The sequence below is a fragment of the Aeromonas sp. QDB39 genome, assembly GCF_027707585.1.
GTDB classification, from domain to species: Bacteria; Pseudomonadota; Gammaproteobacteria; order Enterobacterales; family Aeromonadaceae; genus Aeromonas; species Aeromonas hydrophila.
This window is the reverse complement of the sequence record NZ_JAPCIV010000003.1, coordinates 78475-102417: the sequence shown is the minus strand read 5'-3', so window position 1 is coordinate 102417 and position 23943 is coordinate 78475. Positions and strand designations below refer to the sequence as shown.

22 protein-coding genes are annotated in these 23943 nt (G+C 63.6%); 15 read left to right on the top strand and 7 right to left on the bottom strand.

All coding sequences use genetic code 11. From position 1 onward, the window contains the following. Positions 1-57 precede the first annotated feature (57 nt). From dcuC to PG899_RS02695, 5 genes are all read left to right on the top strand, one after another. Complete coding sequence (gene dcuC / locus PG899_RS02715; protein WP_016350497.1) at positions 58-1410, top strand: anaerobic C4-dicarboxylate transporter DcuC; 1353 nt, start codon at positions 58-60, stop codon at positions 1408-1410. A gap of 131 nt (positions 1411-1541) precedes the next feature. Further along, a complete protein-coding gene (locus PG899_RS02710; protein ID WP_077095928.1) occupies positions 1542-3200 on the top strand; it encodes a bifunctional metallophosphatase/5'-nucleotidase in 1659 nt (552 codons plus the stop codon). 195 nt (positions 3201-3395) lie between these two features. Beyond that, positions 3396-5039 carry a hypothetical protein gene (locus tag PG899_RS02705; protein ID WP_179101384.1) on the top strand — a complete coding sequence of 548 codons (1644 nt, stop codon included), beginning with the start codon at positions 3396-3398 and terminating at the stop codon, positions 5037-5039. Between the two features lie 140 nt (positions 5040-5179). Then, positions 5180-5683, top strand: a complete 504-nt coding sequence (locus tag PG899_RS02700) for a M48 family metallopeptidase (RefSeq protein ID WP_011705787.1) — start codon at positions 5180-5182, stop codon at positions 5681-5683. Positions 5684-5707: 24 nt separating this feature from the next. Then, a complete protein-coding gene (locus tag PG899_RS02695) occupies positions 5708-6529 on the top strand; it encodes a DUF2927 domain-containing protein (RefSeq protein ID WP_077095930.1) in 822 nt (273 codons plus the stop codon). Between the two features lie 135 nt (positions 6530-6664). Here PG899_RS02695 and PG899_RS02690 read toward each other — a convergent pair whose 3' ends face one another. Continuing rightward, positions 6665-6913 (bottom strand): DinI family protein, encoded by a 249-nt coding sequence (locus tag PG899_RS02690; protein ID WP_011705785.1) that lies wholly within the window; start codon positions 6911-6913, stop codon positions 6665-6667. Positions 6914-7128: 215 nt separating this feature from the next. Here PG899_RS02690 and PG899_RS02685 point away from each other — a divergent pair, with 215 nt between their 5' ends. Both PG899_RS02685 and ykgO read left to right on the top strand, forming a co-directional pair. Beyond that, positions 7129-7398, top strand: a complete 270-nt coding sequence (locus PG899_RS02685) for a type B 50S ribosomal protein L31 (protein WP_010634187.1) — start codon at positions 7129-7131, stop codon at positions 7396-7398. Further along, a complete protein-coding gene (ykgO, locus tag PG899_RS02680) occupies positions 7395-7520 on the top strand; it encodes a type B 50S ribosomal protein L36 (protein ID WP_005300174.1) in 126 nt (41 codons plus the stop codon). Before PG899_RS02685 ends, ykgO begins: the two co-directional genes overlap by 4 nt. 50 nt (positions 7521-7570) lie before the next feature. Here the strand turns inward: ykgO and PG899_RS02675 are convergent, their stop codons facing one another. Beyond that, a complete protein-coding gene (locus PG899_RS02675; protein WP_270696946.1) occupies positions 7571-8437 on the bottom strand; it encodes a pirin family protein in 867 nt (288 codons plus the stop codon). 123 nt (positions 8438-8560) lie between these two features. Between PG899_RS02675 and PG899_RS02670 the strand changes: the two genes are divergently transcribed. Then, positions 8561-9466 carry a LysR family transcriptional regulator gene (locus tag PG899_RS02670; RefSeq protein WP_077095931.1) on the top strand — a complete coding sequence of 302 codons (906 nt, stop codon included), beginning with the start codon at positions 8561-8563 and terminating at the stop codon, positions 9464-9466. Positions 9467-9553: 87 nt separating this feature from the next. Here PG899_RS02670 and araC read toward each other — a convergent pair whose 3' ends face one another. From araC to PG899_RS02650, 4 genes are all read right to left on the bottom strand, one after another. Next, entirely contained in the window at positions 9554-10465 is a 912-nt protein-coding gene (gene araC, locus PG899_RS02665) for an arabinose operon transcriptional regulator AraC (RefSeq protein WP_044799840.1), read from the bottom strand. A gap of 145 nt (positions 10466-10610) precedes the next feature. Next, positions 10611-11612, bottom strand: a complete 1002-nt coding sequence (gene araH / locus PG899_RS02660) for an L-arabinose ABC transporter permease AraH (RefSeq protein ID WP_029303215.1) — start codon at positions 11610-11612, stop codon at positions 10611-10613. A gap of 48 nt (positions 11613-11660) precedes the next feature. Then, a complete protein-coding gene (araG, locus tag PG899_RS02655) occupies positions 11661-13160 on the bottom strand; it encodes an L-arabinose ABC transporter ATP-binding protein AraG (RefSeq protein ID WP_077095932.1) in 1500 nt (499 codons plus the stop codon). 72 nt (positions 13161-13232) lie between these two features. Next, positions 13233-14216 carry an arabinose ABC transporter substrate-binding protein gene (locus tag PG899_RS02650; protein ID WP_077095933.1) on the bottom strand — a complete coding sequence of 328 codons (984 nt, stop codon included), beginning with the start codon at positions 14214-14216 and terminating at the stop codon, positions 13233-13235. Between the two features lie 361 nt (positions 14217-14577). Here PG899_RS02650 and PG899_RS02645 point away from each other — a divergent pair, with 361 nt between their 5' ends. The 5 genes from PG899_RS02645 (at position 14578) to PG899_RS02625 (ending at position 20799) form a co-directional block, all read left to right on the top strand. Continuing rightward, entirely contained in the window at positions 14578-16269 is a 1692-nt protein-coding gene (locus tag PG899_RS02645; RefSeq protein ID WP_077095934.1) for a ribulokinase, read from the top strand. Continuing rightward, a complete protein-coding gene (locus PG899_RS02640; protein ID WP_077095935.1) occupies positions 16266-16964 on the top strand; it encodes an L-ribulose-5-phosphate 4-epimerase in 699 nt (232 codons plus the stop codon). The genes PG899_RS02645 and PG899_RS02640 overlap by 4 nt, the downstream gene beginning before the upstream one ends. 13 nt (positions 16965-16977) lie before the next feature. After that, positions 16978-18477 carry an L-arabinose isomerase gene (gene araA, locus PG899_RS02635; RefSeq protein WP_190283621.1) on the top strand — a complete coding sequence of 500 codons (1500 nt, stop codon included), beginning with the start codon at positions 16978-16980 and terminating at the stop codon, positions 18475-18477. A gap of 233 nt (positions 18478-18710) precedes the next feature. Continuing rightward, positions 18711-20138, top strand: a complete 1428-nt coding sequence (gene sbcB, locus PG899_RS02630) for an exodeoxyribonuclease I (RefSeq protein WP_179101385.1) — start codon at positions 18711-18713, stop codon at positions 20136-20138. A 154-nt stretch (positions 20139-20292) separates the two neighbouring features. Then, positions 20293-20799, top strand: coding sequence for a hypothetical protein (locus PG899_RS02625; protein ID WP_039214596.1), 507 nt, complete (start codon positions 20293-20295; stop codon positions 20797-20799). A 72-nt stretch (positions 20800-20871) separates the two neighbouring features. Here PG899_RS02625 and PG899_RS02620 read toward each other — a convergent pair whose 3' ends face one another. Further along, a complete protein-coding gene (locus tag PG899_RS02620; RefSeq protein WP_077095938.1) occupies positions 20872-22581 on the bottom strand; it encodes a glycoside hydrolase family 36 protein in 1710 nt (569 codons plus the stop codon). Between the two features lie 159 nt (positions 22582-22740). Between PG899_RS02620 and PG899_RS02615 the strand changes: the two genes are divergently transcribed. Next, positions 22741-23097: a CidA/LrgA family protein gene (locus PG899_RS02615; protein WP_011705771.1), complete on the top strand. Its 357-nt coding sequence runs from the start codon at positions 22741-22743 to the stop codon at positions 23095-23097. Beyond that, the gene (locus PG899_RS02610; RefSeq protein ID WP_011705770.1) at positions 23094-23780 is read left to right on the top strand and encodes an LrgB family protein; all 687 of its coding nucleotides are present in this window, start codon (positions 23094-23096) and stop codon (positions 23778-23780) included. Before PG899_RS02615 ends, PG899_RS02610 begins: the two co-directional genes overlap by 4 nt. Positions 23781-23943 lie beyond the last annotated feature (163 nt).

Genomic DNA, 23943 nt, shown 5'->3' with positions numbered 1-23943 from the left:
CCTCCAAGTTGACGCCAGGAATGCATCCACCTTCATTCGTACTCAGGAACTCACTCTATGATGGAACTCCTTATCGGCACCCTGGTCACCCTGGCTGTGGGTCGCTACATCTTCAAGGGCTACTCGGCCACCGGGGTGTTGCTCAGCGGCGGCTTGCTGCTGCTGGCGATCACCGCCCTGATGGGCAAGGCGGTGCTGCCCACCAGCGTCACCTCCACCGGCCACGTGGCCACCGACATCTTCGAATACGTGCGCTTCCTGCTGGTGGATCGGGGCGGTGGCCTCGGCATGCTGATCATGGTGCTGTGCGGCTTCGCCGGCTACATGAGCCACATCGGCGCCAACACCATTTTGGTGAAGCTGGCCAGCAAGCCGCTTGGCATCATCAAGTCCCCCTACATCCTGCTGGTTGCCGCCTATCTGGTGGCCTGTGCCATGTCGCTGGCGGTGAGCTCCGCCACCGGCCTCGGCGTACTCTTGATGGCCACCCTGTTCCCGCTGATGGTCAATATGGGGATCTCCCGTGGCGCCGCAGCGGCGGTGTGTGCCTCGCCGGCCGCCATCATCCTGGCCCCCACCTCCGGGGACGTGGTGATGGCCGCCCAGGCCGCCAACATGGAACTGCTCGATTTTGCCTTCAAGCTGACCCTGCCCATCTCGCTGGTGGCCATCGCCGCCATGGCGGTGACCCACTTCTTCTGGCAGCGTTATCTGGATCAGAAGGCAGGCGAGCACAACGAGGCGGTCGCCCCGAGCGATCTCATCACCGATGCCCCCGGTTTCTACGCCATTCTGCCCTTTACTCCCATCATCGGGGTGCTGCTGTTTGACGGCAAACTCGGGCCCAAGCTCGACATCGTCACCATCATCGTCATCTGCCTGGTGCTGGCCGCCCTGCTGGAGCTGGCCCGCAAGCGCAACGGCAAAGAGCTGCTGGACGGGTTGCAGGTGTGCTGGCGCAGCATGGCCGACGCCTTCGCTGGCGTGGTGATGCTGCTGGTGGGTGCCGGGGTGTTTGCCCAGGGGTTGATGGGGCTCGGCTTCATCGCCAACCTCCTGGATCTGGCCCAGAGCTTTGGTACCGGCGGCATCGTCATCATGCTGGTGCTGGTGGTCATCACCACTCTGGCCGCCTTTACCACGGGGTCCGGCAACGCTCCCTTCTATGCCTTCGTGGAGCTTATTCCCCATCTGGCCACCAGCCTCGGTGTCAACCCCGCCTACCTGGTGATCCCCATGCTGCAGGCCTCCAACCTGGGCCGCACCATCTCGCCGGTTTCCGGGGTGGTGGTCGCCTGTGCGGGGATGGGCAACCTCTCGCCGTTCGAAGTGGTCAAGCGCACCTCGGTGCCAGTCGCGGTCGGTCTGCTGGTGGTAATCCTCGCCACCCAGATCATGGTGCCTGCCTAAATTGGCCGGGGCTCCCTGAGCGGATGCCCCGCCTCTATATTCGCGCTACCAGCCCGGCCTGCCGCCGGGCTGGTATCTCCCCCCGCCATTGGAGTAGACTCGGTGCTCTTTTTTCTCTAAGGAGGACCGAGATGAGTATTACGGTTCAACTTGCCCACTTCAGTGACTGCCACTCCCATTTCGATGGCGCACCCATGCGCTTCGCCCCCGCAGGCGAGTCCGAGTGGCGCACCCAGTGTGGTGGCTACGCCCGCATCCTGACCCGGCTCAACGCCTTGCGCCGACAAGCCGACACGGCGGGCCAGACCTGCCTGTTCCTGCACGGCGGTGACACCTTCCAGGGCTCGCTCTATTTCAACCGCTTCAAGGGGCGCGCCAACGCCGACCTGCTCAGCCTGCTGCAGCCAGACGCCATGGTGATCGGCAATCACGAATTCGATCTGGGCAACGGGCCGCTGGTGGAATTTTTGCGCCAGCTCGACTTTCCGGTGCTGGCCGCCAACCTCGACAGCAGTCAGGAGCCCGCCGACGCCCCGCTGCGACTGCGCGGTCTGCCTCAGTTGTATGATGCCAGCCGTCCCTGGCACCAGCGCATCATCGACGGCGTGCCCTTCGCCCTGCTCGGCATCACGCTGCCGCAGATGGCGGCCATCGCCAGCCCTGATCCCCACACCCGCTTTCACGGCATCGAGCAGACCCTGAAAGCCGCGCTGGCAGAGATCAAGGCCGCCGGCATCCGCCACATCATCCTGCTGAGCCACCTGGGGCTGGAGCAGGACAAACAGCTGGCCGAGCATTTCCCCGAGCTCAGCCTCATCATCGGTGGCCACACCCACAGCCTGCTGGGGGATCTGGCGCCGCTCGGTCTGGCGAGCGAGGGCAGCTATCCGCTGATGCGAAACGGCGTCGCCATCCTGCACGCCGCCCACAGCGCTCTCTGCCTCGGGGTGTGCGAGCTGACGTTTGACCAGCACGGCCGGGTAGCGCGCAGCCGTGGCCAGCTGGAGTGGCTGCCCTGGCAGCCCTGGCCGTTTGCCTCGACACCGCCGGCCGGGCTGCACTTTTGCGAGCCGGCGCCTGCGCTCGAGCAACTGCTGGCCAAACGCTACCGGCCCGAGCTCGAGACCATGACCCAGCGCATCGTGACCCGCCTTGGCGGGCCGCTGCACCATCAGCGGCTGCCCGATGCCAGCCTGCCGGCCGGCAGCCAGGTGGCGCCCCTGGTGGCCAGCGCCATGCTGGCCGGGGCCCGCGAGCAAGTCGGTCAGGTGGACTTCGCCCTGCACAATGCCGGCGGGGTGCGCTGTTCCCTCGAACCCGGGCCGCTCAGCGAAGCGGACATCGCCGGCCGCCTGCTGCCCTTCGCCATCCCGCTCACCCTCTATCGGGTGCACGGCCATGAGCTGGCCGAGGCACTGGAGGGGGCCATCGACAACGCCACCAACAACGGCGTGACGGGCAATGGCAGCGGCAGCTTCCCCTATACCGCCGGCGTGCGCTTCTGTTATCAGGCGGACCAACCCAAAGGGCGCCGGATCACCCGGCTGGAGTGGGAGCGCGCCCCCGGCCAGTGGCAGCCGGTCGAGGCCGATGCCATCTATCGGGGGGTTTCCAGCGCCTACACCGCCTCCGGCAAGGAGGGCTACACCGCGCTGGCCCGCACCCTGACCCAGCACAACCAGGAGCTCGGCATCACCCTGGCGGATGCCTTCATCCGCTGGGCCCGCTATCTGCCAGAGCTCGCCGCTGCGCCGGCACTGGTGGAGTATCAGGGGCCATCCACCCGGTAAGGATCTGCCGGGCCCCTTGGTGGAGGTCCGCCAGGCCGCTTTAGCCGGTGTTGTCAGAACACGTGCCGCTTTCATGCCGTAAAGCGGCACTTTTACAAATTATTTCAAGCACATTCCCCTCGCCCATTGCATCGTGCTGTCAGGCTCGGCAAGATAGGCCCGCTTTCGAGACTTCCCAGCAGGAACAGGTCACCCATGAATCATGCCATCCGTTTTACCCCTCCTCGCGTCAATCCGGGCCTGCGGCCGCTGGTGATCCTGCTCACCGGCTTGCTGGCCTTGCTGTTCTGCCTGCGCAACCCGCTGTTCCACGGCATGGCGCCAGGCTTTGACGCCTCGCTGTTTGCGGTGATGGGCAAGATGTGGAGCGAAGGGGGCGTGCTTTACCGGGACATGATCGACATCAAGGGCCCCATGATCTTCGCCCTCGACGCCCTCGGCTACGGCCTCGGCGGCTTCTTCGGGATCTGGCTGCTGGAATGGGCACTCTGCTGGCTGGGGCTGCTGGCCAGCTGGCAGGCGTTCGGCCAGCTCGGCCTCTCGCTGCGGGCCCGGCTCGGCAGCATGCTGGCGGTGCTGGCGCTCTACGGTACCCGCTACTACTACGGCAACATGACCGAGGACTGGACGTTCCATCTGGCCCTCATCGCCCAGTGGGCCTTCATCACCATGCTGCTGGACAAGCGTTGCAGCTGGGGACCGGCGCTGGTGGCCGCGCTCACCTTTGCCATCGTCGCCTGGATGCGCACCAACAACGGCGCCTTCTGGGGTGCCTGGTATCTGGTGCTGTTCTGCCACTGGTGCCTGCGCGAGCAGTGGCGCTGCGCCCTCTCCCTGCTCTGCTCCAGCCTGCTGGGGCTGGCGCTCGTCGGCGGCCCGCTGCTCGCCTACTTCCAGCATCACAACCTGCTGGCCGAATTCAAATACTACGCCTTCGACATCTTCTTCGAGGGGAGCTACGGCAACGGCTTCTCGCCGGATGTGGGCAGTGTCGGCCTGTTGCGTACCGGCCTCATCATGCTGTTGCCCGCCTTCATCGTGCTGATGATGGGGCGCCGTCAGGAGTGGTATCTGCCGGCCCTGTGCGCCACCCTGTTTGGGGTCATCTTCACCCTGATCGCCAACTCGGTCTCCGGCCACGTGTTCGATCACTACGATGTGCTCTATCTGCCGCTGGCCCTGCTGCCGCTCGCCTGCCTGCTGGATCGCAGCGAACAGCAGGCCGATGGCCTCGGCCTGCTCTGCATCTCGCTGGTGGTGCTGACCGCCAGCTGGCTGCTGGCCCAGCAGCTGGGTTACGGCTGGAGCACCAAGGAGTTGTCGCTGGAGCGGGTGCGTGAAGTGCTCGGCAACAGCCTGTTGTGGGCGCTGCCGGTACTCATCCTGGTGCCCCTGTGGCGTGCCTGGGATGTGCGCAGCGCCACCCCCTGGCTCGCCTCGCTCGCCATGCTGGCCCTGCTGCTCAACAACGCCTGGGAAGGCACCCTGAAGGGCACGCCGTTCAACCCGCCGGCCCAGGTACGGGTCGATCGGATCAAGGCCGAGACCAGCCCCACCGACAAGATCTGGGTGGACGGCATCCAGCCGCAATATTACCTCTGGACCGATCGCCAGCCGGCCTCCGCCTACCTGTTCTTTGCCAACGTCAACCCGCCCTACGACGTGCGTGAACGGGTACTGGCCGACCTCAAGCGCCAGAGTCCCAAGTTCATCATCGCCAAGCCGGATCGGGTGGCCGATGAGCTCAAAAAGCCGAGCTCCCCCTCCAGTCTCGCCTTCTATCAACATCTGGTGAGCCAGTATGAAGAGGTGGATCCGGGCCTCTATCGCAGGCGCTGAGCCCCCTTGACCGAAAAGGGCCGTCATCCCGCGATGACGGCCCTTTTCATTGCGCCAACGCAGGCAAGGCCCGAAACGGTAGGCAAGCGGCGACGCGCTGACTACAATGGCGCTCTTTTGATATGACGAGTAATGCAGACATGGCGGAACTGACCTACCTCGGTGGCTACCCCGAGCCCCTCAAGGCCCAGGTGCAACAGCTAATCGCGGCGGGCAAGCTGGGGGACGTGCTGGCCAAGCGTTATCCAGAGACCCACCTCATCCAGAGTGACAAGGCGCTGCTCGCCTACACCATGGAGCTGAAGAACCGCTACCTGAAAAGCTCGGCGCCGCTTTCCAAGGTGATCTTCGATGGCAAGATCAACGTGATCAAGGATGCCCTCGGCCTGCACACCTATGTGAGCCGGGTGCAGGGCAGCAAGCTCAAGGCCAAGAACGAGATCCGCATCGCCGCCCTGTTCAAGGAGGCCCACCCGGCCTTCCTGAAGATGATCGTGGTGCACGAGCTGGCCCACCTGAAGGAGAAGGATCACAACAAGGGCTTTTATCAGCTCTGTCAGCATATGGAGCCCGACTATCATCAACTGGAGTTTGATCTGCGGCTCTGGCTCACCTGGCGCGATCTCGAACGGGCCACGCGCTGATCCCGACTGTTTCAAGGAGGAGACATGACTTCATTGCGCCGTTACCTTGCCGTGCGCCACTCAGACCGGCGCCAGCCGCTCGGCCGCTGGCTGGTGGCACTCCTGTTGCTAAGCCCCTGTCTGCAGGCCGCCGAGCGTTGGCAGAGCGATGCCTATCTCACCGAGAGTTTCTTCGAGGTCGCCATGAAGCGGGAGTACGGCCACGAACAGAACGTGCACTTCTCCCGCTGGGAGCAGCCCATCCGGCTCAAGCTGGTCAACGAATTTGGCGACAAGGCGCTGCAAAGCGAGGTGGTCAAAGTACAGAGCCAGCATCTGGCCAGCATCATAGGCCGTCCCATCGCCCTGGTCAGCGAGCGGCCCAACATCACCCTGATCATGACCGAACGCGCCAAGATGGCGAGCTGGGCCAAACGCACCATGGGGCAGGATGCCTCCGTCAAGACGGCGCTCAAGGAGGGGCTCTGCATGGCCAACTTCACCACCAATACCCGCCGCGAGATGGCCCGTGCCACCATCATCATTCCGGTGGATTACAGCCGGGCCAAGGGGCGCTTTCTCGACTGCGTGGTGGAGGAGCTCACCCAGGTGATGGGACTGCCCAACGATTCGGACAAGGTGTTCCCCTCCATCTTCAACGACAATAGCATCGACAGCTTCCCGACCGGGCTCGATTACGTGCTGCTCAAGCTTGCCTATCACCCGGCCCTGCAGGCTGGCATGACGGCCAGCGAAGTGCGGGCAGCCCTGCCTGTCGCCCTTAAGGCACTGCGCGCCAGCGGCGACATCGCCCAGGCCGATCAGCGGGTGCAGATCAACAGTCTCAAACACTGGGCCGGGCTTTGACGGTTGAGGATTAAAGGCTGAGTACTGACGTACGATCAGCTCGGAAGCTCATCCCACCAGCAACAAAAAACGCAGCCTTGGGCTGCGTTTTTTGTTCGGCAAGAGAGGCGCTAGATAAAATCCCGGCCACCAGGCTCAGGAGGCAACACTCTCCGGCATCCAGCTGTCGGCATTCTCCCATACCTCCTGCACCATGGCTTCAGCCAGCTCCTTGTCCTCCTTGCTGGCGCGGCTGACCGTCAGTGCCATGGCACTGCCGGGGGCGACCCGCACATGCAGGTCGGGGAACTTCTCGCCCAGTTGCTTGAGCAGCTCCTGACGCAGCGCCTCCATGGTCGAGGTGGGCACCTGATGTTTTTTGTCGATGATGATTTCCAGACGCATAGGATACTTCTCCATGATTTATAACTGTATTTTTATACAGTAAAAATCAAAAGTAAAGCGCGTCATCAACCTCTTGTTGCCAACCCTGCAGCGACATCACCAAACCCGGCCGGTTACCCCATCACCAAACAAGACAAAAAATTGTTGATATCTATTCTCAACAAAGGCATGATTTATTTGTTATGTTATAACAGTCAAATTGTGAGGCCAGCATCATGCGTCCCGACATTCACCCCGAGTACCGTCAGGTTTTGTTCCACGACCTGACCGCCAATACCTATTTTCTGGTGGGCTCCACCCTCAAGACCGATCGCACCAAGCTGTGGGAAGACGGCAACACCTACCCCTATGTGACGCTGGATGTCTCCAGTGCGTCACACCCTTTCTATACCGGCAAGCAGAAGCAGGTCAGCAAGGAAGGTCAGGTCGCCCGCTTCGGCCAGCGTTTCGGTCAGTTCTTCAACAAAGGAAAAGCGCAGTCATGAAAGTCCTCTCCTCCCTCAAATCAGCCAAGTCGCGCCACCCCGATTGCCAGATTGTCCGCCGCCGCGGCAAGCTGTTCGTGATCTGCAAGAGCAACCCCAGGTTCAAGGCCCGTCAGCGCTGATCCGCAGCCTCATAAAAACAAGGCCCTCATGGGAGGGCCTGGTCCATTTATCACTCCGGCATCATGCCGAATCTGCCGCTGTTGAAGTCATCGATGGCCTGCACTATCTCCTCATGGCTGTTCATCACGAAGGGACCGTGACCCACGATGGGCTCCTCGATGGGATCACCGCTCAGCAGCAGCACAGAGGCGTCGCTGTTTGCCTCGATCATGACCTGCTGCCCTGCCCGGTCCAGCACCACCATCTGCGCCTCCCGGGCGATGGCACTGCCGTTGACCTGCACGGACCCCTTGAGCACGATGAGCGCGCCGGTCCAGCCTTCGGGCAACTCGAGTGTGCTGACACTGCCCTGCACCAGACGCAGATCCCAGACATGCAGCGGACTGAAGGTATGGGCCGGACCACGGACCCCCTCAAACTCGCCGGCGATGACCCGCACCGACCCCGCGTCGCTGGCCAGAGCCACCGTCGGAATGTCGCCCGCCAAGATAGGCTGGTAGCCGGGCGGCGTCATCTTGTGCCGGCTCGGCAGATTCACCCACAACTGCACCATCTCGAGCTCACCGCCCGACTCGCTGAAGGCCGGGGCGTGAAATTCCTCGTGCAGGATACCGGCGCCGGCGGTCATCCACTGCACGTCGCCCGGACCTATCACGCCGCCCTGACCGGTCGAATCCCGGTGCGCCACTTCGCCCTTGTAGACGATGGTCACCGTCTCGAAACCATGATGGGGATGTTCACCCACCCCGCGCGGCTGGCGGGTCGGCGAAAAGTTGGCCGGGCCGGCATAGTCGAGCAGCAGGAAGGGGCTCAGCTGCTTGCCGTGGCTGCTGTAGGAGAAGAGAGAGCGGACGGGAAAGCCGTCGCCTACCCAGTGAGGACGGGGTGCGCTGTAAACGCCGAGGATCTTTTTCATCTGTCGCTCCTGACATATCCGGTGGAATTGAACACTGGAGACAGCATAGTTTCGAGACGAACGGGTGGGTAGACTGCTAAATTGGGCATCAGCGTCCTATTTTTGGAACGATGAGAGCACCCTATGCAAGATCTGAACGATCTCTACTATTTCGTCCAGGTGGTGGATCACGGCGGCTTTGCCCCCGCCGGCCGCGCCATCGGCATGCCCAAATCCCGTCTCAGCCGCCGCATCGCACTGCTCGCAGAGCGGCTCGGCGTGCGGCTGCTCCAACGCTCGACCCGCCAGTTTGCGGTGACCGAGCTGGGCCGCACCTACTACGAGCACTGCAAGGCGATGCTGGTGGAGGCCGAGGCGGCGCAGGCCGCCATCGAGATGACCCGGGCCGAGCCCTGCGGGCTCATCCGCATGAGCTGCCCCATCGCCCTGCTGCATACCCATATCGGCCCCATGCTGGCGGATTTCATGGCCCGTCACCCGCAGATCAGGGTCGAGCTGGAAGGGACCAATCGGCGGGTCGATCCCATCGCCGAAGGGGTCGATGTGGCCATCCGGGTCAGGCCGCCACCGCTGCAGGACAGCGAGCTGGTGATCCGGATACTGGCGCAACGTCGCCAGTGCCTGGTGGCCAGCCCGGCACTCGTCGCACAGCAGGGCTTGCCCACCGCACCGGCAGATCTGCACGGCTGGCCGAGCATGGGGCTGGGGACGCCGCGGCAGCACTACCTCTGGTCACTGTTCGGGCCGCAGGGGGCACAGGTCGACCTCACCCACCAGCCCCGCTTCGTCACCACCGACATGGTGGCGCTGCGCAGTGCGGCGCTGGCCGGGGTCGGGGTGGTGCAGTTGCCGCTGTTGATGGTGCAGGAGCAGCTGAGCGCCGCCACCCTGGTCAAGGTAGTGCCTGCCTGGGAGCCGAAGCCCGAACTCATCCACGCCGTGTTCCCCTCCCGGCGTGGCCTGCTCCCCTCAGTGCGGGCCCTGATCGACTATCTGGTGGAGCGCTTCGCCGCCATCGACGAGGAGTGATGAAGAAAGCAGCAGCCCCAGGCAGCCACCCCATCATGGGGTGAATGCTGAATGGACAAGATGGGCCGCAGCCTCAGGCAAGAGGGGTCACAGCGGGGTGGCGCACTTGCGATATTCGGTGGGACTGACCCCCACCCGCTTTCGAAACACACGCGAGAAGTAGAGCTGATCGTCATAGCCCACCTGCTGGCCTATGGTGGCCACCGACAGCGGCGTGGTCTGCAGCAGCAGCTTGGCCCGCATTATGCGCTGATCCTCGCGCCAGCGCACTATGCTCACCCCCACCTGCTCGCGAAACAGGTGCGCGAGGCGCGAGGGGGACAAGAACACCTGCTCCGCCAACGCCTCCACCGAGATCTCGGCGCAGAGCGACTCGCTTAAGATCTGGCACGCCTGGTGAACCCGGTGGTCGATGGCGGGATAGGCATCCAGGGAGGAGGCTTCGTAGCAGCGAATGAGCAGCCGCTCCAGCAGGTTCATCGCCAGCTGCTCCGACATGGGTCGCAGCTGCTGGTGGGTCTCTTCGATGTCGAGGAACAGGGCATCGAACTCGGCGAGCAAGGCGGCGTCCGCCAGTTGCAATCGCCCCACCCGCTCCGTCACCTGCGGCCACTTGAGCCAGTCGGCCCAATAGGCCCGCGGCCGGAAATAGACCCAGCGGTGATACCACTCCTGGGCATCCGGCGCCCGGCCGTAATGGTGCACGGCCGCGGGTGGGAACAACAGCAGATCGCCAGGCTCCACGGTGAAGGCCTGCTCCCCCTGAAAGATCTGCCCCTTGCCCCTGATGGTCAGATTGACGATGAAGCCCTTCATCCCCTGGGGCCGGTCGATGATGAAGTCGAGCGCACTCCCCTGCTCGATGGGGGTCATGCCCGAGACCAGGAAGACGTCGAAGGCATAGCCCGGCAGCAGGGGGTTGAGTTGTTTCGGCTTCTCTTTTTGCATCGAGGACATGGCGGAAAACAGCGCTTGGGTAAAAAAATCGGCTTGGGCCATTGTAAAGACTCACCTTGAGAACGCGCTATCCGGCGCGTGGCGCCGTGTGAAATTGGTGAACTGGCTCACAACGGGATGTGTTGTGCGCCATGGGGCACCCCTCGGCAGGCCCGCAGCGCGCGGGCCTGCATCGGTCGGACAGGGATCAGATACGCGCCTTGCGTACCTGCTTGTAGCGGTCGAACAGCACGGCGGCGAGCAGGATGAGGCCACGCACCACGTACTGGGCAAACGGGGAGATGTTGAGCAGGTTCATGGCGTTCTCCATCAGCCCCAGGATCAGCACCCCGGCGATGATGTAGGAGATCTTGCCGATCCCCCCCTTCATGGAGACCCCACCCAGCACGCAGGCGGAGATCACCACCAGCTCGAAGCCGATGGAGGTCATCGGCTGACCCGAGGTCATGCGCGAGGCGAGTATGATGCCGGCGATGGAGGCAATCAGCCCGGTCATGGTGAAGATGATGATCTTGGTGCGCACCACGTTGACCCCGGCCAGGCGCGCCGCCTCCTCATTGCCCCCCATGGCCAGGGTGTTGCGACCGAAGGTAGTCTTGTTGAGCAGCAGGCCGAACAGCACGAAGCAGACGGCGGTCAGCCAGACCGGGGTCGGGATGCCGAGCAGGGCGGAGTTGCCGAGCTCGAAGAAACGCTCCTCGACGATGCCCACCGCCTTGCCGTCGGAGATGATGTAACCGACCCCGCGCGCCATCTGCATGGTGGCGAGGGTGGTGATGAGGGCGTTGATCTTGAATTTGGCCACCACGATGCCGTTGATGAGGCCAAACAGTACCCCCACCGACATGCCGGCCAGGATGCCCACCGTGATGCTCTCGGTGGCGTTGATGCCCACCGCGCAGGCAACGCCGGAGCAGGCCACCACTGAGCCCACCGACATGTCGAACTCGCCGGAGGCGAGGCAGAACAACATGCCGCAGGCCACCATGCCCGACATGGAGACGGCGAGCCCGAGCCCGCGCATGTTGATCAGGCTGGCGAAGTTGGGTACCAGCACGCAGGCCAGCAAAAACAGGATGGCGAAGATCACCAGCATGCCGTATTGATCCCAGACGCGGGCCAGTTGCAGGCGGGAGCCGCTGGCCGTCGCGGCGCTGGCGGCCTGGCCGACTGAGGTAGTAGTTGTCATGGTATTTCTCCTGAAAATTCCGGGTGCTATCTCGTTGCGGTCAGCAGATCAACGGGCCGGCATGGCCAGATTGAGCGCCTTGACCTCGTTGGCCTCGTCGTGGGAAAGCTCGCCGGCGATCTCCCCCTCCCGCATGACCATGATCCGGTCCGCGATGCCCAGCACTTCCGGCAGCTCGCTGGAGACCACCACCACGGCGATGCCCACCTTGGCCAGATCGTAAATCACGTTGTAAATCTCGTTCTTTGCCCCGACGTCGATGCCGCGGGTCGGCTCGTCGAGCAAGATGACCTTCATGTCCTCGGAGAGCCAGCGCCCCAGAATGGCCTTCTGCTGGTTGCCGCCGGAGAGGTTCATGATGGCCTGCTGAGGAGACGGGGTCTTGACCCGCATGTCGCGGATCCGCAGTCTCGCGTTCTCGTCCTCCCACCGCTGGTTGATCCAGAAGCCCCCCCACGCGTGGTGACGGCGGGCACTGATGTTGATGTTCTCCTGCACCGAGTGAATGGGGATGATGCCAAGTGCCTTGCGATCTTCGGTGCAGAGCATGATGCCGCTGCGAATGGCGTCGATGGGGCTGCCGATGACCACCGGCTTGCCAAATACCGCGATCTCGCCGCTGTGCATCTTGTCGGCGCCGAAGATGAGCTTCATCAGCTCGCTGCGACCGGCCCCCACCAGCCCGAAGATGCCGAGGATCTCCCCGCGTTTGACCTCGAACGACACCGGCGCCTTGAGTCCAGGCCCCATCAGGTGCTCCACCTTGAGGCCCGCCTCGCCGAGCGGCCTTGGGCTGTAGCCATAGATGTCGGTCAGCTCGCGCCCCACCATGGTCTTGACCAGCAGATCCCGGTCCACCTCGGCCATGGAGGCGAAGGTGCGCACGAACTGGCCGTCCTTGAATACCGTGATGGCGTCGCACAGGGCGAAGATCTCGTCCATCCGGTGGGAGACGTAGAGAATGACCTTGCCCTCGTCACGCAGCTGGCGGATGACCCGAAACAGCTGCTCGATCTCGCGCGACGACAGGCTGCTGGTCGGCTCGTCGAAGGCGATGACGCTGGCATCCCGGGTCAGCGCCTTGGCGATCTCCACCATCTGCCACTGCCCGAGCGACAGGTACTTGAGCGGCGTCTCGGGGGAGACGTCCATCCCGAGGCGCGCCAGCTGCCTGGCCGCATCCTGATAGAGCTTCTCCCGGTCGATGACCCCGCGCCGGGTCGGCAGCTGGCCGAGGTAGATGTTCTCGGCCACCGTCATCTCGGGCACCAGGTGCAACTCCTGATAGATGATGGCGATCCCGCTCTCCAGCGCATCGACCGTGCTCTGAAAGACCCGCTCCTGGCCGGCCAGCTTCACCACCCCGGTGGTGGGCGACTGAAAACCGCTCAGGATCTTGAGCAGGGTGGACTTGCCTGCGCCGTTTTCCCCCATCAGCGCGTGCACCGTGCCCTGCTGGCAGCAGAAGGAGACGTTCCTTAGCGCCTTGACGCCGGGAAACTCCTTGCTGATGCCGCAAAACTCCAGATAAGGAACTGACTGATTCATGTTTCACTCCAGCCGACCGGCATGGCGCACTGCGCCATGCCGGTCTCGGTGTCAGGGTTTAAATGGCGTCAATCACAGACCTTTCTTCTGCAGCTCGACCTTGAAGTTGTCGCGGGTAATGAGCACCACGTCGGTCACCTCGGTGAACTTGGCCGGTTCGGCGCCGTTGACTACCCAGTCATGAAGCATCTGGATGCTCTTGTAACCGTGCACGTCCGGGCTGGGCAGCAGGGAGCCGAGGAAGCCGGTGGCGCTGGACTTGGAGAGTTCGTTCACCGCATCCACCCCGTTGATGCCGATGCCGATGACGTTCTCGGCCTTGAAGCCCTGCCCTTCGGTGGCGCGCACGCCGCCGAGCACAGTGTTGTCATTCATGCCGACGATGAGCCAGTTCTTCACCTCGGGGTGCTGCACCAGCATGGAGTTGGCGGCATCCAGTGCCCCCGGAATGTCGTTGGCCTTGGTGGGTGAGCGGTAGATCTGCGCCTCGGGGAAACCGGCGGCCTTGAGCGCGCTCAGGGAGCCTTCGACCCGGCGGCGGGCGGTGTCGAGCTCGTCGGCGGTGATGGCAAGCACCCCGGTCGCCTTCACGTCCCACTGACGTTTTTGCATCTCCTTGTAGAGCTCCTGGCCCTGGCGTTCACCAATCTTGGTAGCGGCCATCATCACCAGCGGCACCTGCTCCATAGGCTGGCCCTTGGCGTTGACGAACTGATCGTCCACCGTGATGACCTTCAGATCCATGCTGTTGGCCTTGGCCATGATGGCGGCCCCGAGCTTGGGGTCTGGGGTGCAGATGACGAAGCCCTTGGCGCCGTTGGCCGCCAGGCTGTCGATGGCATTGAGGGTTTTCTCGCCATCGGGGACGGCGATCTTGATCACCTCGAAGCCGAGATTCTTGCCCGCCTTGTCGGCGAAGTTCCATTCAGTCTGGAACCAGGGCTCCTCCGGTTGCTTGACCAGGTAGCCCAGCTTCAGTGTCTCGGCCGAGAAAGCAGAATTTGCCATACCAAGGGCAAACCCCATTGCGATCATGCTGTTAACGATTTTGTTCATGCGAGTGTCTCCAGGTGTTCTATCAATCCATGTATCCACGCCGTGCTGCTCCTTGAGTCAATCAAGTCGCAGCCATATAAAAACATGCTTAAACAGGACGTTATTGTTGTTGCTAGTTGAGCGAACCAAGTTGTAATCGTTTTCACATGGAAAAATGGAGAGCAGGATCACGCCATGAAATTGCAGCTGTTTTGTCTATGTTTTCAGCAAAATAATCACATATCCGATCTTCGATGGCCGTCACCCTCTTGCCGGCATAGCGTTTAAATCCATATTTCCAGCAGCCAATGGCTAACCGCCCATCCAGTCCATCTCCTATGGTTCCTCCCCAGTCACCCCTCATTGATGGTCAGGAGCACTTATGTCTGAGCACCCCAGGTCCGAGCAGATCACCATCGGACTCGATTTCGGCAGCGATTCGGTCAGGGCACTCGCCGTGCGCTGCCACGACGGCGCCGAGCTGGCAACCCAGGTCGTCTATTACCCGCGCTGGCAGGCCGGTCGTTACTGTCAGCCGGTCACCAACCAGTTTCGCCACCACCCCCTCGACTATCTGGAATCCATGGAGCAGGCGGTGGTGGCGGTGGTGAGCCAGCTCACCCCGAGTCAGCGCGCAGCCGTGCGTGGCATCGGGGTGGACAGCACCGGCTCCACACCGGCCCCCATCGACGAGGAGGGCCGAGTGCTGGCACTGCGCCCGGAGTTTGCCGACAACCCCAACGCCATGTTCGTGCTGTGGAAGGATCACACCGCCATCGAGGAGGCCGAGGCCATCACCGCCCTGTGCCATGGCGGCCAGTTCCCCGACTACAGCCGCTACATCGGCGGGGTCTACTCCTCCGAGTGGTTCTGGGCCAAGATCCTGCACGTCTCCCGCGCTGACGCGGCGGTGCGCGCCGCCGCCTGCAACTGGGTCGAGCTGTGCGACTGGGTGCCCGCCATCCTGAGCGGTACCCAGGCCCCGGCCGACATCCGGCGCGGGCGCTGCTCCGCCGGCCACAAGTCCCTCTGGCACCCGAGCTGGGGCGGCCTGCCCCCCGCCGAGTTCCTCAACGCGCTGGATCCGCTGTTGACCGAGGATCTCGACTACCCGCTCTTTACCGACAGCTGGACCGCCGATCTGCCGGTCGGCACCCTGACCACCGAGTGGGCGGAGCGGCTGCATCTCTCCTGCGAAGTGGTGATCGCTGGCGGCGCCTTTGACTGCCACATGGGGGCGGTGGGGGCCGGGGCCGGCAACAATGCGCTGGTCAAGGTGATCGGCACCTCCACCTGCGACATCCTGATCGCCGACGAAGCCACCATAGGTGATCGGGCCATTGCCGGGATCTGCGGCCAGGTGGACGGCAGCGTGGTGCCGGGCATGGTGGGACTGGAGGCGGGACAATCGGCGTTTGGCGACATCTATGCCTGGTATCAGCGCCAGCTCGGCTGGCCGCTGGAGAGCCTCGCCGCCCAGTATCCGGAGCTGCGCACCGCCATCGAGGCCCACAAGCGGGAGCTGCTGCCAAGCCTTGCAACCGCCTGGGAGCAGCAGCGCGATCTGGCCCACCTGCCGGTGGTGCTCGACTGGTTCAACGGTCGCCGCACCCCATATGCCAACCAGCGCCTGCAGGGCACCGTCACCGGGCTCAACCTCGGCACCGATGCGCCCGATCTGTTCGGTGCCCTGGTCGCCTCCACCGCCTTCGGGGCTCGCAGCATCATGGAGTGCATGACCAGTCAGCAGGTGCCGGTGGAGCAGGTGATCGCCCTTGGCGGCATCGCCCGCAAGTCGGCCACCGTGATGCAGACCTGCGCCGACGTGATGAACAGGCCCATCCAGGTGGTGGCCTCGGATCAGTGCTGCGCCCTAGGGGCGGCCATCTTTGCCGCCGTGGCGGCCGGCATCCACGCCGATGTGGCCAAGGCCCAGCACCACATGGCGAGCGCCGTGGAGCGCACCCACCAGCCTGACCCTGAGCGGGTCGCCGAATACGAGCATCTCTACCAGCGCTACCTCGCCTGGGGCGCTGCCGCCGAGCCGCTCTACAACCGGGGGATTTCGGCATGAACCTCAAGATGCTCAAGGAGCAGGTGCTCGTCGCCAACCTGGATCTGCCGCGCCACGAGCTGGTGACCTTCACCTGGGGCAACGTGAGCGGCATAGACCGAGAGCGCAATCTGGTGGTGATAAAGCCAAGCGGCGTCAGTTATGAGCGGATGCTGCTCGAAGACATGGTGGTGCTGGATCTGGCCGGCAAGCAGGTGGAAGGCGCCTTGCGCCCCTCCTCCGATACCGCCACCCATTTGGTGCTCTATCGCGCCTATCCGGAGCTTGGCGGCGTGGTACACACCCACTCCACCCACGCCACCGCCTGGGCCCAGGCGGGGCGTGCCATCCCCATTTTCGGCACCACCCAGGCCGACTACTTTAACGGCGAGATCCCCTGCTCGCGCCTGCTCACCCCGGGTGAAGTGGAGGAGGATTACGAGGGGCTGACCGGTCATCTCATCGTCGAGACCCTCAAGCAGACCCCCATCCTCACCATGCCGGGAGTGCTGGTGGCCAACCACGGCCCCTTCAGCTGGGGCAAGAGCGCCGAGGACGCGGTACACAACGCCGTGGTGCTGGAGGAGGTGGCGCGCATGGCCTGGCTCACCGGCCAGATCAACCCCGCGGCCCGCCCCCTGCCCGATTACCTGCTGGAGAAGCACTACCAGCGCAAACATGGCAAACACGCCTATTACGGCCAGACAAAAGCATAAAGAGGACACCAAGATGGAATTGATGAAACAGCTGGAAGTGTGGTTTCTGGTCGGCAGCCAGCACCTGTATGGCGCCGCCACCCTGAAGCAGGTGGCCGATCACGCCCACACCATCACCAGCCAGCTCAACGAGCGCGCCGGCCTGCCGGTCAAGATAGTGCTCAAGCCCACCGGCACCACCCTCGACGAGATAAGCGCGGTGGCCCGTGATGCCAACCACGACCAGCGCTGCATCGGGCTCATGGTGTGGATGCACACCTTCTCCCCCGCCAAGATGTGGATCCCGGCCCTCAGCCAGTTGCAAAAACCCCTGTTGCAGTTCCACACCCAGTTCAACCGGGATCTGCCGTGGAGCGAGATCGACATGGACTTCATGAACCTGAACCAGACCGCCCACGGCGGCCGTGAGTTCGGTTTCATGGGGGCCCGGCTGCGGCTGCCGCGCACCGTGGTGGTCGGTCACTGGCAGGATGAAGAGGCCCACCGCAAGCTGGGCAACTGGATGCGGGTCGCCGCCGCCATTCACGACAGCCGCCACCTGAAGATCGCCCGCTTTGGCGACAACATGCGCAACGTGGCGGTCACCGAGGGCGACAAGATTGAGGCCCAGATCCAGTTTGGCTATCAGGTGAACTACCACCCGGTCGGCGATCTGGTGAAGGTGATCGACGCCGTGCCTGCAAGCGACATCGAGGCGCTGCTGGCCGAATACGAAGAAACCTACCACCTGACCGAGGCGGTGCAGGCGGGCGGGCCGCTTCGCGCCTCTCTGTATGAGGCGGCGCGCCAGGAGCTGGGGATGAAGAAATTCCTCACCGACGGCGGCTTTGGCGCCTTCACCACCACCTTTGAAGACCTTCACGGCCTGCACCAGCTGCCGGGGCTCGCCTGTCAACGCCTGATGCAGCAAGGCTTCGGTTTCGGCGCAGAGGGAGACTGGAAGACCGCGGCCCTGCTGCGCACCCTCAAGGTGATGGGGGCCGGTCTTGCGGGCGGCACCTCCTTCATGGAGGACTACACCTACCACCTGGAGGCGGGCAACAACCTGGTGCTGGGCGCCCACATGCTGGAGGTCTGCCCCTCCATCGCCGGCGATAAACCCGTGCTGGATGCCCAGCATTTAGGGATAGGCAAGAAGGCCGACCCGGCCCGCCTGCTGTTCGCGGCACCCGCCGGCAAGGCTGTCAATGCGAGCCTCATCGATCTGGGCAACCGCTTCCGGCTGGTGGTCAATCAGCTCGAGGTGGTGGACCTGCCAGAGGCCATGCCGAAACTGCCGGTGGCCAGCGCCCTGTGGCAGCCCATGCCGGACCTGCAGACCAGCGCCGAGGCCTGGATCCTGGCGGGCGCCGCCCACCACTCGGTATTCACCCAGTCGGTGGATATCGAACAGCTGCGCACCTTCGCCGACCTCATGGGCATCGAGTTTGTGGTCATCGACGAGCACACCCGCATCCCCGAGCTCAAGCAGACCCTGCAGTGGAACGAGGTCTACTACAAGCTCTGCCACTGAGTCCGCCACCAGAAAAGCTGGACAGCCCCACCAGCGGGGCTGTCTCTTTGTACTCTCTCCCCCGTACCTCTTTTTCTCCTGCCACTGGCGCCTGCCTGCCCAATAAAGCGGCAGCCGGCCGGTCTGCCCTTCGTTCTGCCTGTACTATGGTTTACCATGCAGGCAACCGAGGTGCATGGCACCCCCACCCTGGCGCCAGGCGCCACCGTCATCGGATATCCCTCTCGAGCAACATGAGCAAAACAGCACACGCCGGCAGCGAGCCGACCTTCTACTTCCACGACTACGAGACCTTCGGCATCAGCCCGGCCAGGGACAGGCCGGCGCAGTTTGCCGGCATTCGTACCGACGGGGATTTCAACCTCATCGGCGAGCCGCTGGTCATCTATTGCAAGCCGCCCGCTGACTATCTGCCGGAGCCGGAGGCGTGCCTCATTACCGGCATCACGCCGCAAAAAGCGATGAAGGACGGGCTGTGCGAGGCGGATTTCATCCGTCAGATCCACGAGCAGTTCGCCACCCCGGGCACCTGCGTGCTGGGCTACAACAGCATCCGCTTCGATGATGAAGTGACCCGCTACACCCTCTATCGCAACTTCTATGACCCCTATGCCTACAGCTGGCAGAACGGCAACTCCCGCTGGGACATTCTCGACATGCTGCGGGCCTGCTACGCCCTGCGCCCGGAGGGGATCGAGTGGGCGTTTGATGAAGAGGGCAAGCCAAGCTTCAAGCTGGAGAAGCTCACCGTCGCCAACGGCGTGGCCCACGCCAATGCCCACGATGCACTGTCCGACGTGCTGGCCACCATCGAGATGGCCAAGCTGGTGAAAAAGGCCCAGCCCAAGCTGTTCGGCTATCTGTTTGACCTTCGCAACAAGAACAAGGTGAAGGCCCTCATCGACGTGGTGACCATGAAGCCGCTGGTGCACGTCTCCGGCATGTTCTCCCCCTGGCAGGGGTGCGCAAGCTGGGTCTCGCCGCTCGCCTGGCACCCCAGCAACCAGAACGCGGTGATCATGGTGGATCTGACCCGCGACCCCACCCCGCTCATCGAGCTCACCAGCGAGGAGATCCGCGAGCGCCTCTACACCAAGAAAGAGGAGCTGGGGGAGCTGGCCGGCATTCCGGTGAAGCTGGTGCACATCAACAAGTGCCCGGTGCTGGCGCCGGCCGCCACCCTGACGGCAGAGCGTGCCGACCAGCTTGGCATCGACCGGGAGCAGTGCCGCAAGAGCCTGGATCTGCTGCGCGCCCACCCCGAAGTGCGGGAAAAACTGGTGGAAGTGTTCAATCAGGAGTTTGCCGGCAGCAATGACGGCGACCCGGATACCCAGCTCTACGCCGGCTTCTTCGGTCACGGCGACAAGTCCACCATGGATCTGGTGCGCGCCACCCCGGCGGATCTGCTGGGTGAGCGGGAGTTTGCCTTCACCGACGCACGGCTGCCGGAGATGCTGTTCCGCTACCGTGCCCGCAACTGGCCGCACACCTTGAGCGAAACGGAGCAAAAGCGCTGGCGGCTGCACTGCAGCGACTACTTCAGCCACCGTCTGCCCGACTATGTACCGCGCCTCGAGGCGCTGGCCGAGCAGAATCAGGGTAACGAACGGAACTTTGCCATCCTCAAAAGCCTCTATCACTACCTCGAAAATCTGTGAGATGTGACCCGCCTCACGGTTAAATGACTGTACGCTCCCCCGCCCCGCGACATAATGGGAAGGGGAGCAAAGACTCCTGATGTTTCAATTATTTGTGCGCTAACATTGCACTAACGGCCGGTTGGCCTATCGACCCTTGGGGATGCCGCATCCGATGCGTTCAGGATTATCCGGTTTTGGTTTGCTCATCTGCGCCCTGCTGCCATCGGCCAGCATGGCGGGTGTGCGTTTTGATGTCCCCGACTATCTGTTGCAGTTGCCGCAGCAGACCTATCAGTTGATCGAGAGCAACTTCAGCCGCCTCTATCAGCAGACCGACTTTACCCCCCAGATCACCAACAGCTATTTCAACCGCTCCGATCTCTACAACTTCGTCGGCGTGCCCCTGGCCATAACCCCCCAGGCCGGTTTCCAGCTGGAAGTGTTCGGCCAGCTCTACAACCGCGCCTCCCAGAGTTATGTGCACATGAGCCAGGACATGTCGCTCTATCGGATGATCCGGGCCGACATGATGGGCAACACCAACGACGAGGTCGCCCTCGGCATGGGGCTCGGCATTCCGCTCACAGCGCAGCTCACCTTCAAGGCCCTGCTCTCCAGCAACGAGATCCCGGGCTATGGCGCCGCCAATTACGCCATCGGCTTCGAGTGGCGTTACTGACTCCGGCATAGCAGCGCCTTTCGCAATACATTCAGGCTCCCGTGGGAGCCTGAATCATGATGGCCAGCCTGCTCAGCGGTAGCGGATCACCCGCCCCTCGCCCCCCTGCAGGGTGAGCGCGGTACAGACTGTCCCCTCATCCCAGAAATCTTCGCCCCCTGCCGGCAACAGGAACTCCTGAGGCTGCGCCTCCCAGTTGAAGAGGCAGAGCAGGTTGCCTCCCTCGGGCAGGCTCACCTCACCGCAGGCAAAGTCCATCGACTCGAAACGGGCGCCAGGGGCGCGCGCCGCGCAAAGCTCGAGCAGCTTGCGCAGTTGCGCCGCCTGTACCTCGTCGAGATCCTGCAGCCTGTCCCCGGCCAGCATCATGCCGCCGCTTGCCACCAGCACCGCCAGATGGAAACGGTACTCGGCAGGGCTCGCCTGCTGGCTCGGCAGATCCCGCAAACAGATGCAGTCAGGGTCGAGGGCCCACAGCCGGTCGTTCTGCCAGGCGCGGCAGAAGGCCTCGCGAGCGATCTGGCGATAGCGATGGCCATTGCGCTCCACGTCATCGCTCACCCGCATGCCGTGCACCAGCCCAAGGCTTGGCCAGATGGGCGCGTTGCAGCCGAGCAGGAAGGCCCCCTCACCCGCCCCGCGCAGGATGGCGGCCATGCCGCGTCGGTAGGCCTCCACCCGGGTGGCGGCCGGGTCATGGAAGCGACCGCCGTGGATGGCCCCCCAGAAGTTGGCGTCGAGCTTGAAGTAGTGGATGCCCCACTGCTCGCGCAGGGTACGAAACACCCGCTCGAGGTGAGCCTGTACCTCGGGGTGGGTGCCATCCAGCACATACCAGGGGGTACAGCGCCAGCCGCCATAGGTAACCCGCTCGGAGGGCAGCGGCAGCCCGTCATCCCCCTTCACGAACCAGTCGGGGTGATCCTGAAACACCTGGGAGCCAGGCTCGGCGATAAAGGGGGCCACCCAGAGCGCGGGCTCGCAGCCGGCGCCTTTGATCTCGGCGGCCAGGGACGCCACCCCCTGCTCGAACTTGGCCGACGGGGTGAGCCAGTCGCCCATTTTCGCTTGATAGCCGTCGTCGATCTGCACGTAGCGCAGCGCCGGAAAGCGCTCGGCACGCACCTGCAGGTTCTCGCGAATGTCGGCGGCGCTCACGTCCGCGTAGTAGTGATACCAGGAGCACCAACCGCTGGGGCGTTCGCCAACCTGGCCGATCAGCGAGCCATGCTCCGCCTCGATCCGCTGCGCCAGTTCGGCCAGCAGTGCCTCCCGATCTTTCCCCTCAAGGCAGAGCAGCGCCTCGCTCTGCCAGAACTGGCCGGCAGGGAGTGCACGCCCCTCACCGTTCATCATGATCTGCAACCGGCCATCAGGGTAGAGCCGAAACTCCCCGCCAAAGCGCTGACAACTGGCAAAGGCGAGCAGCAGCCAGCCCTTGTCATGCTCCACCAGCAGCAGGTTGTGCACCGTGTGATAACCCTGATCATCGGTGATGCGATAGACACCGGCATCGGAGCAACGGCCGACCGGTTGTGGCGCTTGCCAGCTGCCCATGGTCTGGGCCAGCATCTGGAAGCCTTCGCCGTAGATGGCGCACGTAGGCGAGAGGCCGAGCTTGCCGTCAAACAGCGTCCAGTACCCGACCCGGGCCTCGCTGCCGCCGGTGTTGTCGAGCCGCACCCGGCACAGGGGGCCCTCCCACTGGCGGGTTTGCAGCAACGAAGGGGGCAGATGGTGGTCGTCCGCCAGCTGGCGCAGGCGGGACAAGAGAGATGTCATGGCGACTCCTTGTGGTTCGAAAAGGGTTCTATCTGAAAATCTTCAATTAAATCAGCCTCAAACGAACTGATTTCAGCTGTTATTGTTTTAATGCCGCGACCCGGCCTCTCTGGTAGACTGGCGTATTCCTTAGTTCACCGTTACCAAGATGGGGCTCCTGTGATCGCGCAACGTGCCTTGCTGTACCTTCGTGACTTTCTGGTCATCGTCGCCTGCCTGCTGGCGGGCAAAACCCTGGCAGCCATCCTGCCGTTCGCCTTCCCCGGCAGCATCATCGGCATGCTGCTGCTGTTCGTGCTGCTCTCCCTGCAACTGGTGAAACTGCACTGGGTTGAGCAGGGCGCCGGCCTGCTGCTGCGCCACATGGGGGTCCTGTTCGTGCCGGTGGCGGTCGGGCTGGTGGCCTGGCTGGAGCCGCTGCGCCAATCCTTCGGCCTCATCATGCTCTGCATCGTGCTCGGGATCGTGCTGATCCTCGGCACCGTCGGCCGCCTCTACCAGAGGATGAACAAATGATCTTCTGGCTGGCCATTCCCTTGACCCTGGCGCTCTACTTCGCCACCCGGGCCCTCTATCGCAAGCTGCCCTGGCCCATCATCAACCCGGTGCTGGTGCCCACCGCCGTCATCATCGGCCTGCTGCTCTGGTTCGATCTGCCGCTGGAGCAGTACGAGAGCGGCACCCGCCCCATCACGGCGCTGCTGGAGCCGGCGGTGGTGGCGCTGGCACTGCCCCTTTATCAGCAGGCCCGCCAGATCCAGGCCAGGCTCAAGCCCATCCTAATCTGTACCCTGAGCTCGGTCTTGATCTCGGTCTGCACTACCTTGCTGATCGGTCATTTTATGGGCGCCGATCCGGCACTGCTGGCCTCGCTCGCCACCAAATCCATCACCACGCCGCTCGCCATGAGCGTCAGCCAGTCCCTGGGCGGCATTCCCGCCATCGCCGCCGCCGTGGTGGTGGTGGTGGGGATCGTCGGCGCCCTGATCGGCTTCCCCCTGCTCAAACTGATGCGGGTCACCGACCCCGAAGCCCAGGGGCTGGCCATGGGGGCCTGCGCCCACGCCATCGGCACCGCCACCTCCGCCGAGCAGGGCATCACCCAGGGGGCCTTTGCCTCGCTGGCCATGGTGGTGTGCGGCATCCTTACCGCCGCCGTGGCCCCCCTGCTGTTTGCCATTTACCACTGGTTGAGCTGAAGAGCACCCTTTTCCGCGATGGCGGGCCTGCGGGCCCGCCGATGTGCGACCTGCCGCACAATTTGCACAAGACAAACGTTTCCATTACCATCCCCCTCCGTTTGCCCGTCAGGGCGTGAGCATGCTCACACATTTAGCCGAGCTTGCTCCCTACAATGGCCCC

Excerpts from the sequence above, each read along its gene's own strand:
- PG899_RS02695 (WP_077095930.1), top strand. The coding sequence starts at position 5,708 with ATGACTTCATTGCGCCGTTACCTTGCCGTGCGCCACTCAGACCGGCGC.
- PG899_RS02645 (WP_077095934.1), top strand. The coding sequence starts at position 14,578 with ATGTCTGAGCACCCCAGGTCCGAGCAGATCACCATCGGACTCGATTTC.
- dcuC (WP_016350497.1), top strand. The coding sequence starts at position 58 with ATGATGGAACTCCTTATCGGCACCCTGGTCACCCTGGCTGTGGGTCGC.
- ykgO (WP_005300174.1), top strand. The coding sequence starts at position 7,395 with ATGAAAGTCCTCTCCTCCCTCAAATCAGCCAAGTCGCGCCACCCCGAT.
- PG899_RS02705 (WP_179101384.1), top strand. The coding sequence starts at position 3,396 with ATGAATCATGCCATCCGTTTTACCCCTCCTCGCGTCAATCCGGGCCTG.
- PG899_RS02640 (WP_077095935.1), top strand. The coding sequence starts at position 16,266 with ATGAACCTCAAGATGCTCAAGGAGCAGGTGCTCGTCGCCAACCTGGAT.
- araA (WP_190283621.1), top strand. The coding sequence starts at position 16,978 with ATGGAATTGATGAAACAGCTGGAAGTGTGGTTTCTGGTCGGCAGCCAG.
- araH (WP_029303215.1), bottom strand. The coding sequence starts at position 11,612 with ATGACAACTACTACCTCAGTCGGCCAGGCCGCCAGCGCCGCGACGGCC.
- PG899_RS02700 (WP_011705787.1), top strand. The coding sequence starts at position 5,180 with ATGGCGGAACTGACCTACCTCGGTGGCTACCCCGAGCCCCTCAAGGCC.
- PG899_RS02675 (WP_270696946.1), bottom strand. The coding sequence starts at position 8,437 with ATGAAAAAGATCCTCGGCGTTTACAGCGCACCCCGTCCTCACTGGGTA.
- PG899_RS02620 (WP_077095938.1), bottom strand. The coding sequence starts at position 22,581 with ATGACATCTCTCTTGTCCCGCCTGCGCCAGCTGGCGGACGACCACCAT.
- PG899_RS02625 (WP_039214596.1), top strand. The coding sequence starts at position 20,293 with ATGCGTTCAGGATTATCCGGTTTTGGTTTGCTCATCTGCGCCCTGCTG.
- PG899_RS02670 (WP_077095931.1), top strand. The coding sequence starts at position 8,561 with ATGCAAGATCTGAACGATCTCTACTATTTCGTCCAGGTGGTGGATCAC.
- araC (WP_044799840.1), bottom strand. The coding sequence starts at position 10,465 with ATGGCCCAAGCCGATTTTTTTACCCAAGCGCTGTTTTCCGCCATGTCC.
- PG899_RS02610 (WP_011705770.1), top strand. The coding sequence starts at position 23,094 with ATGATCTTCTGGCTGGCCATTCCCTTGACCCTGGCGCTCTACTTCGCC.
- PG899_RS02685 (WP_010634187.1), top strand. The coding sequence starts at position 7,129 with ATGCGTCCCGACATTCACCCCGAGTACCGTCAGGTTTTGTTCCACGAC.
- araG (WP_077095932.1), bottom strand. The coding sequence starts at position 13,160 with ATGAATCAGTCAGTTCCTTATCTGGAGTTTTGCGGCATCAGCAAGGAG.
- sbcB (WP_179101385.1), top strand. The coding sequence starts at position 18,711 with ATGAGCAAAACAGCACACGCCGGCAGCGAGCCGACCTTCTACTTCCAC.
- PG899_RS02710 (WP_077095928.1), top strand. The coding sequence starts at position 1,542 with ATGAGTATTACGGTTCAACTTGCCCACTTCAGTGACTGCCACTCCCAT.
- PG899_RS02650 (WP_077095933.1), bottom strand. The coding sequence starts at position 14,216 with ATGAACAAAATCGTTAACAGCATGATCGCAATGGGGTTTGCCCTTGGT.
- PG899_RS02690 (WP_011705785.1), bottom strand. The coding sequence starts at position 6,913 with ATGCGTCTGGAAATCATCATCGACAAAAAACATCAGGTGCCCACCTCG.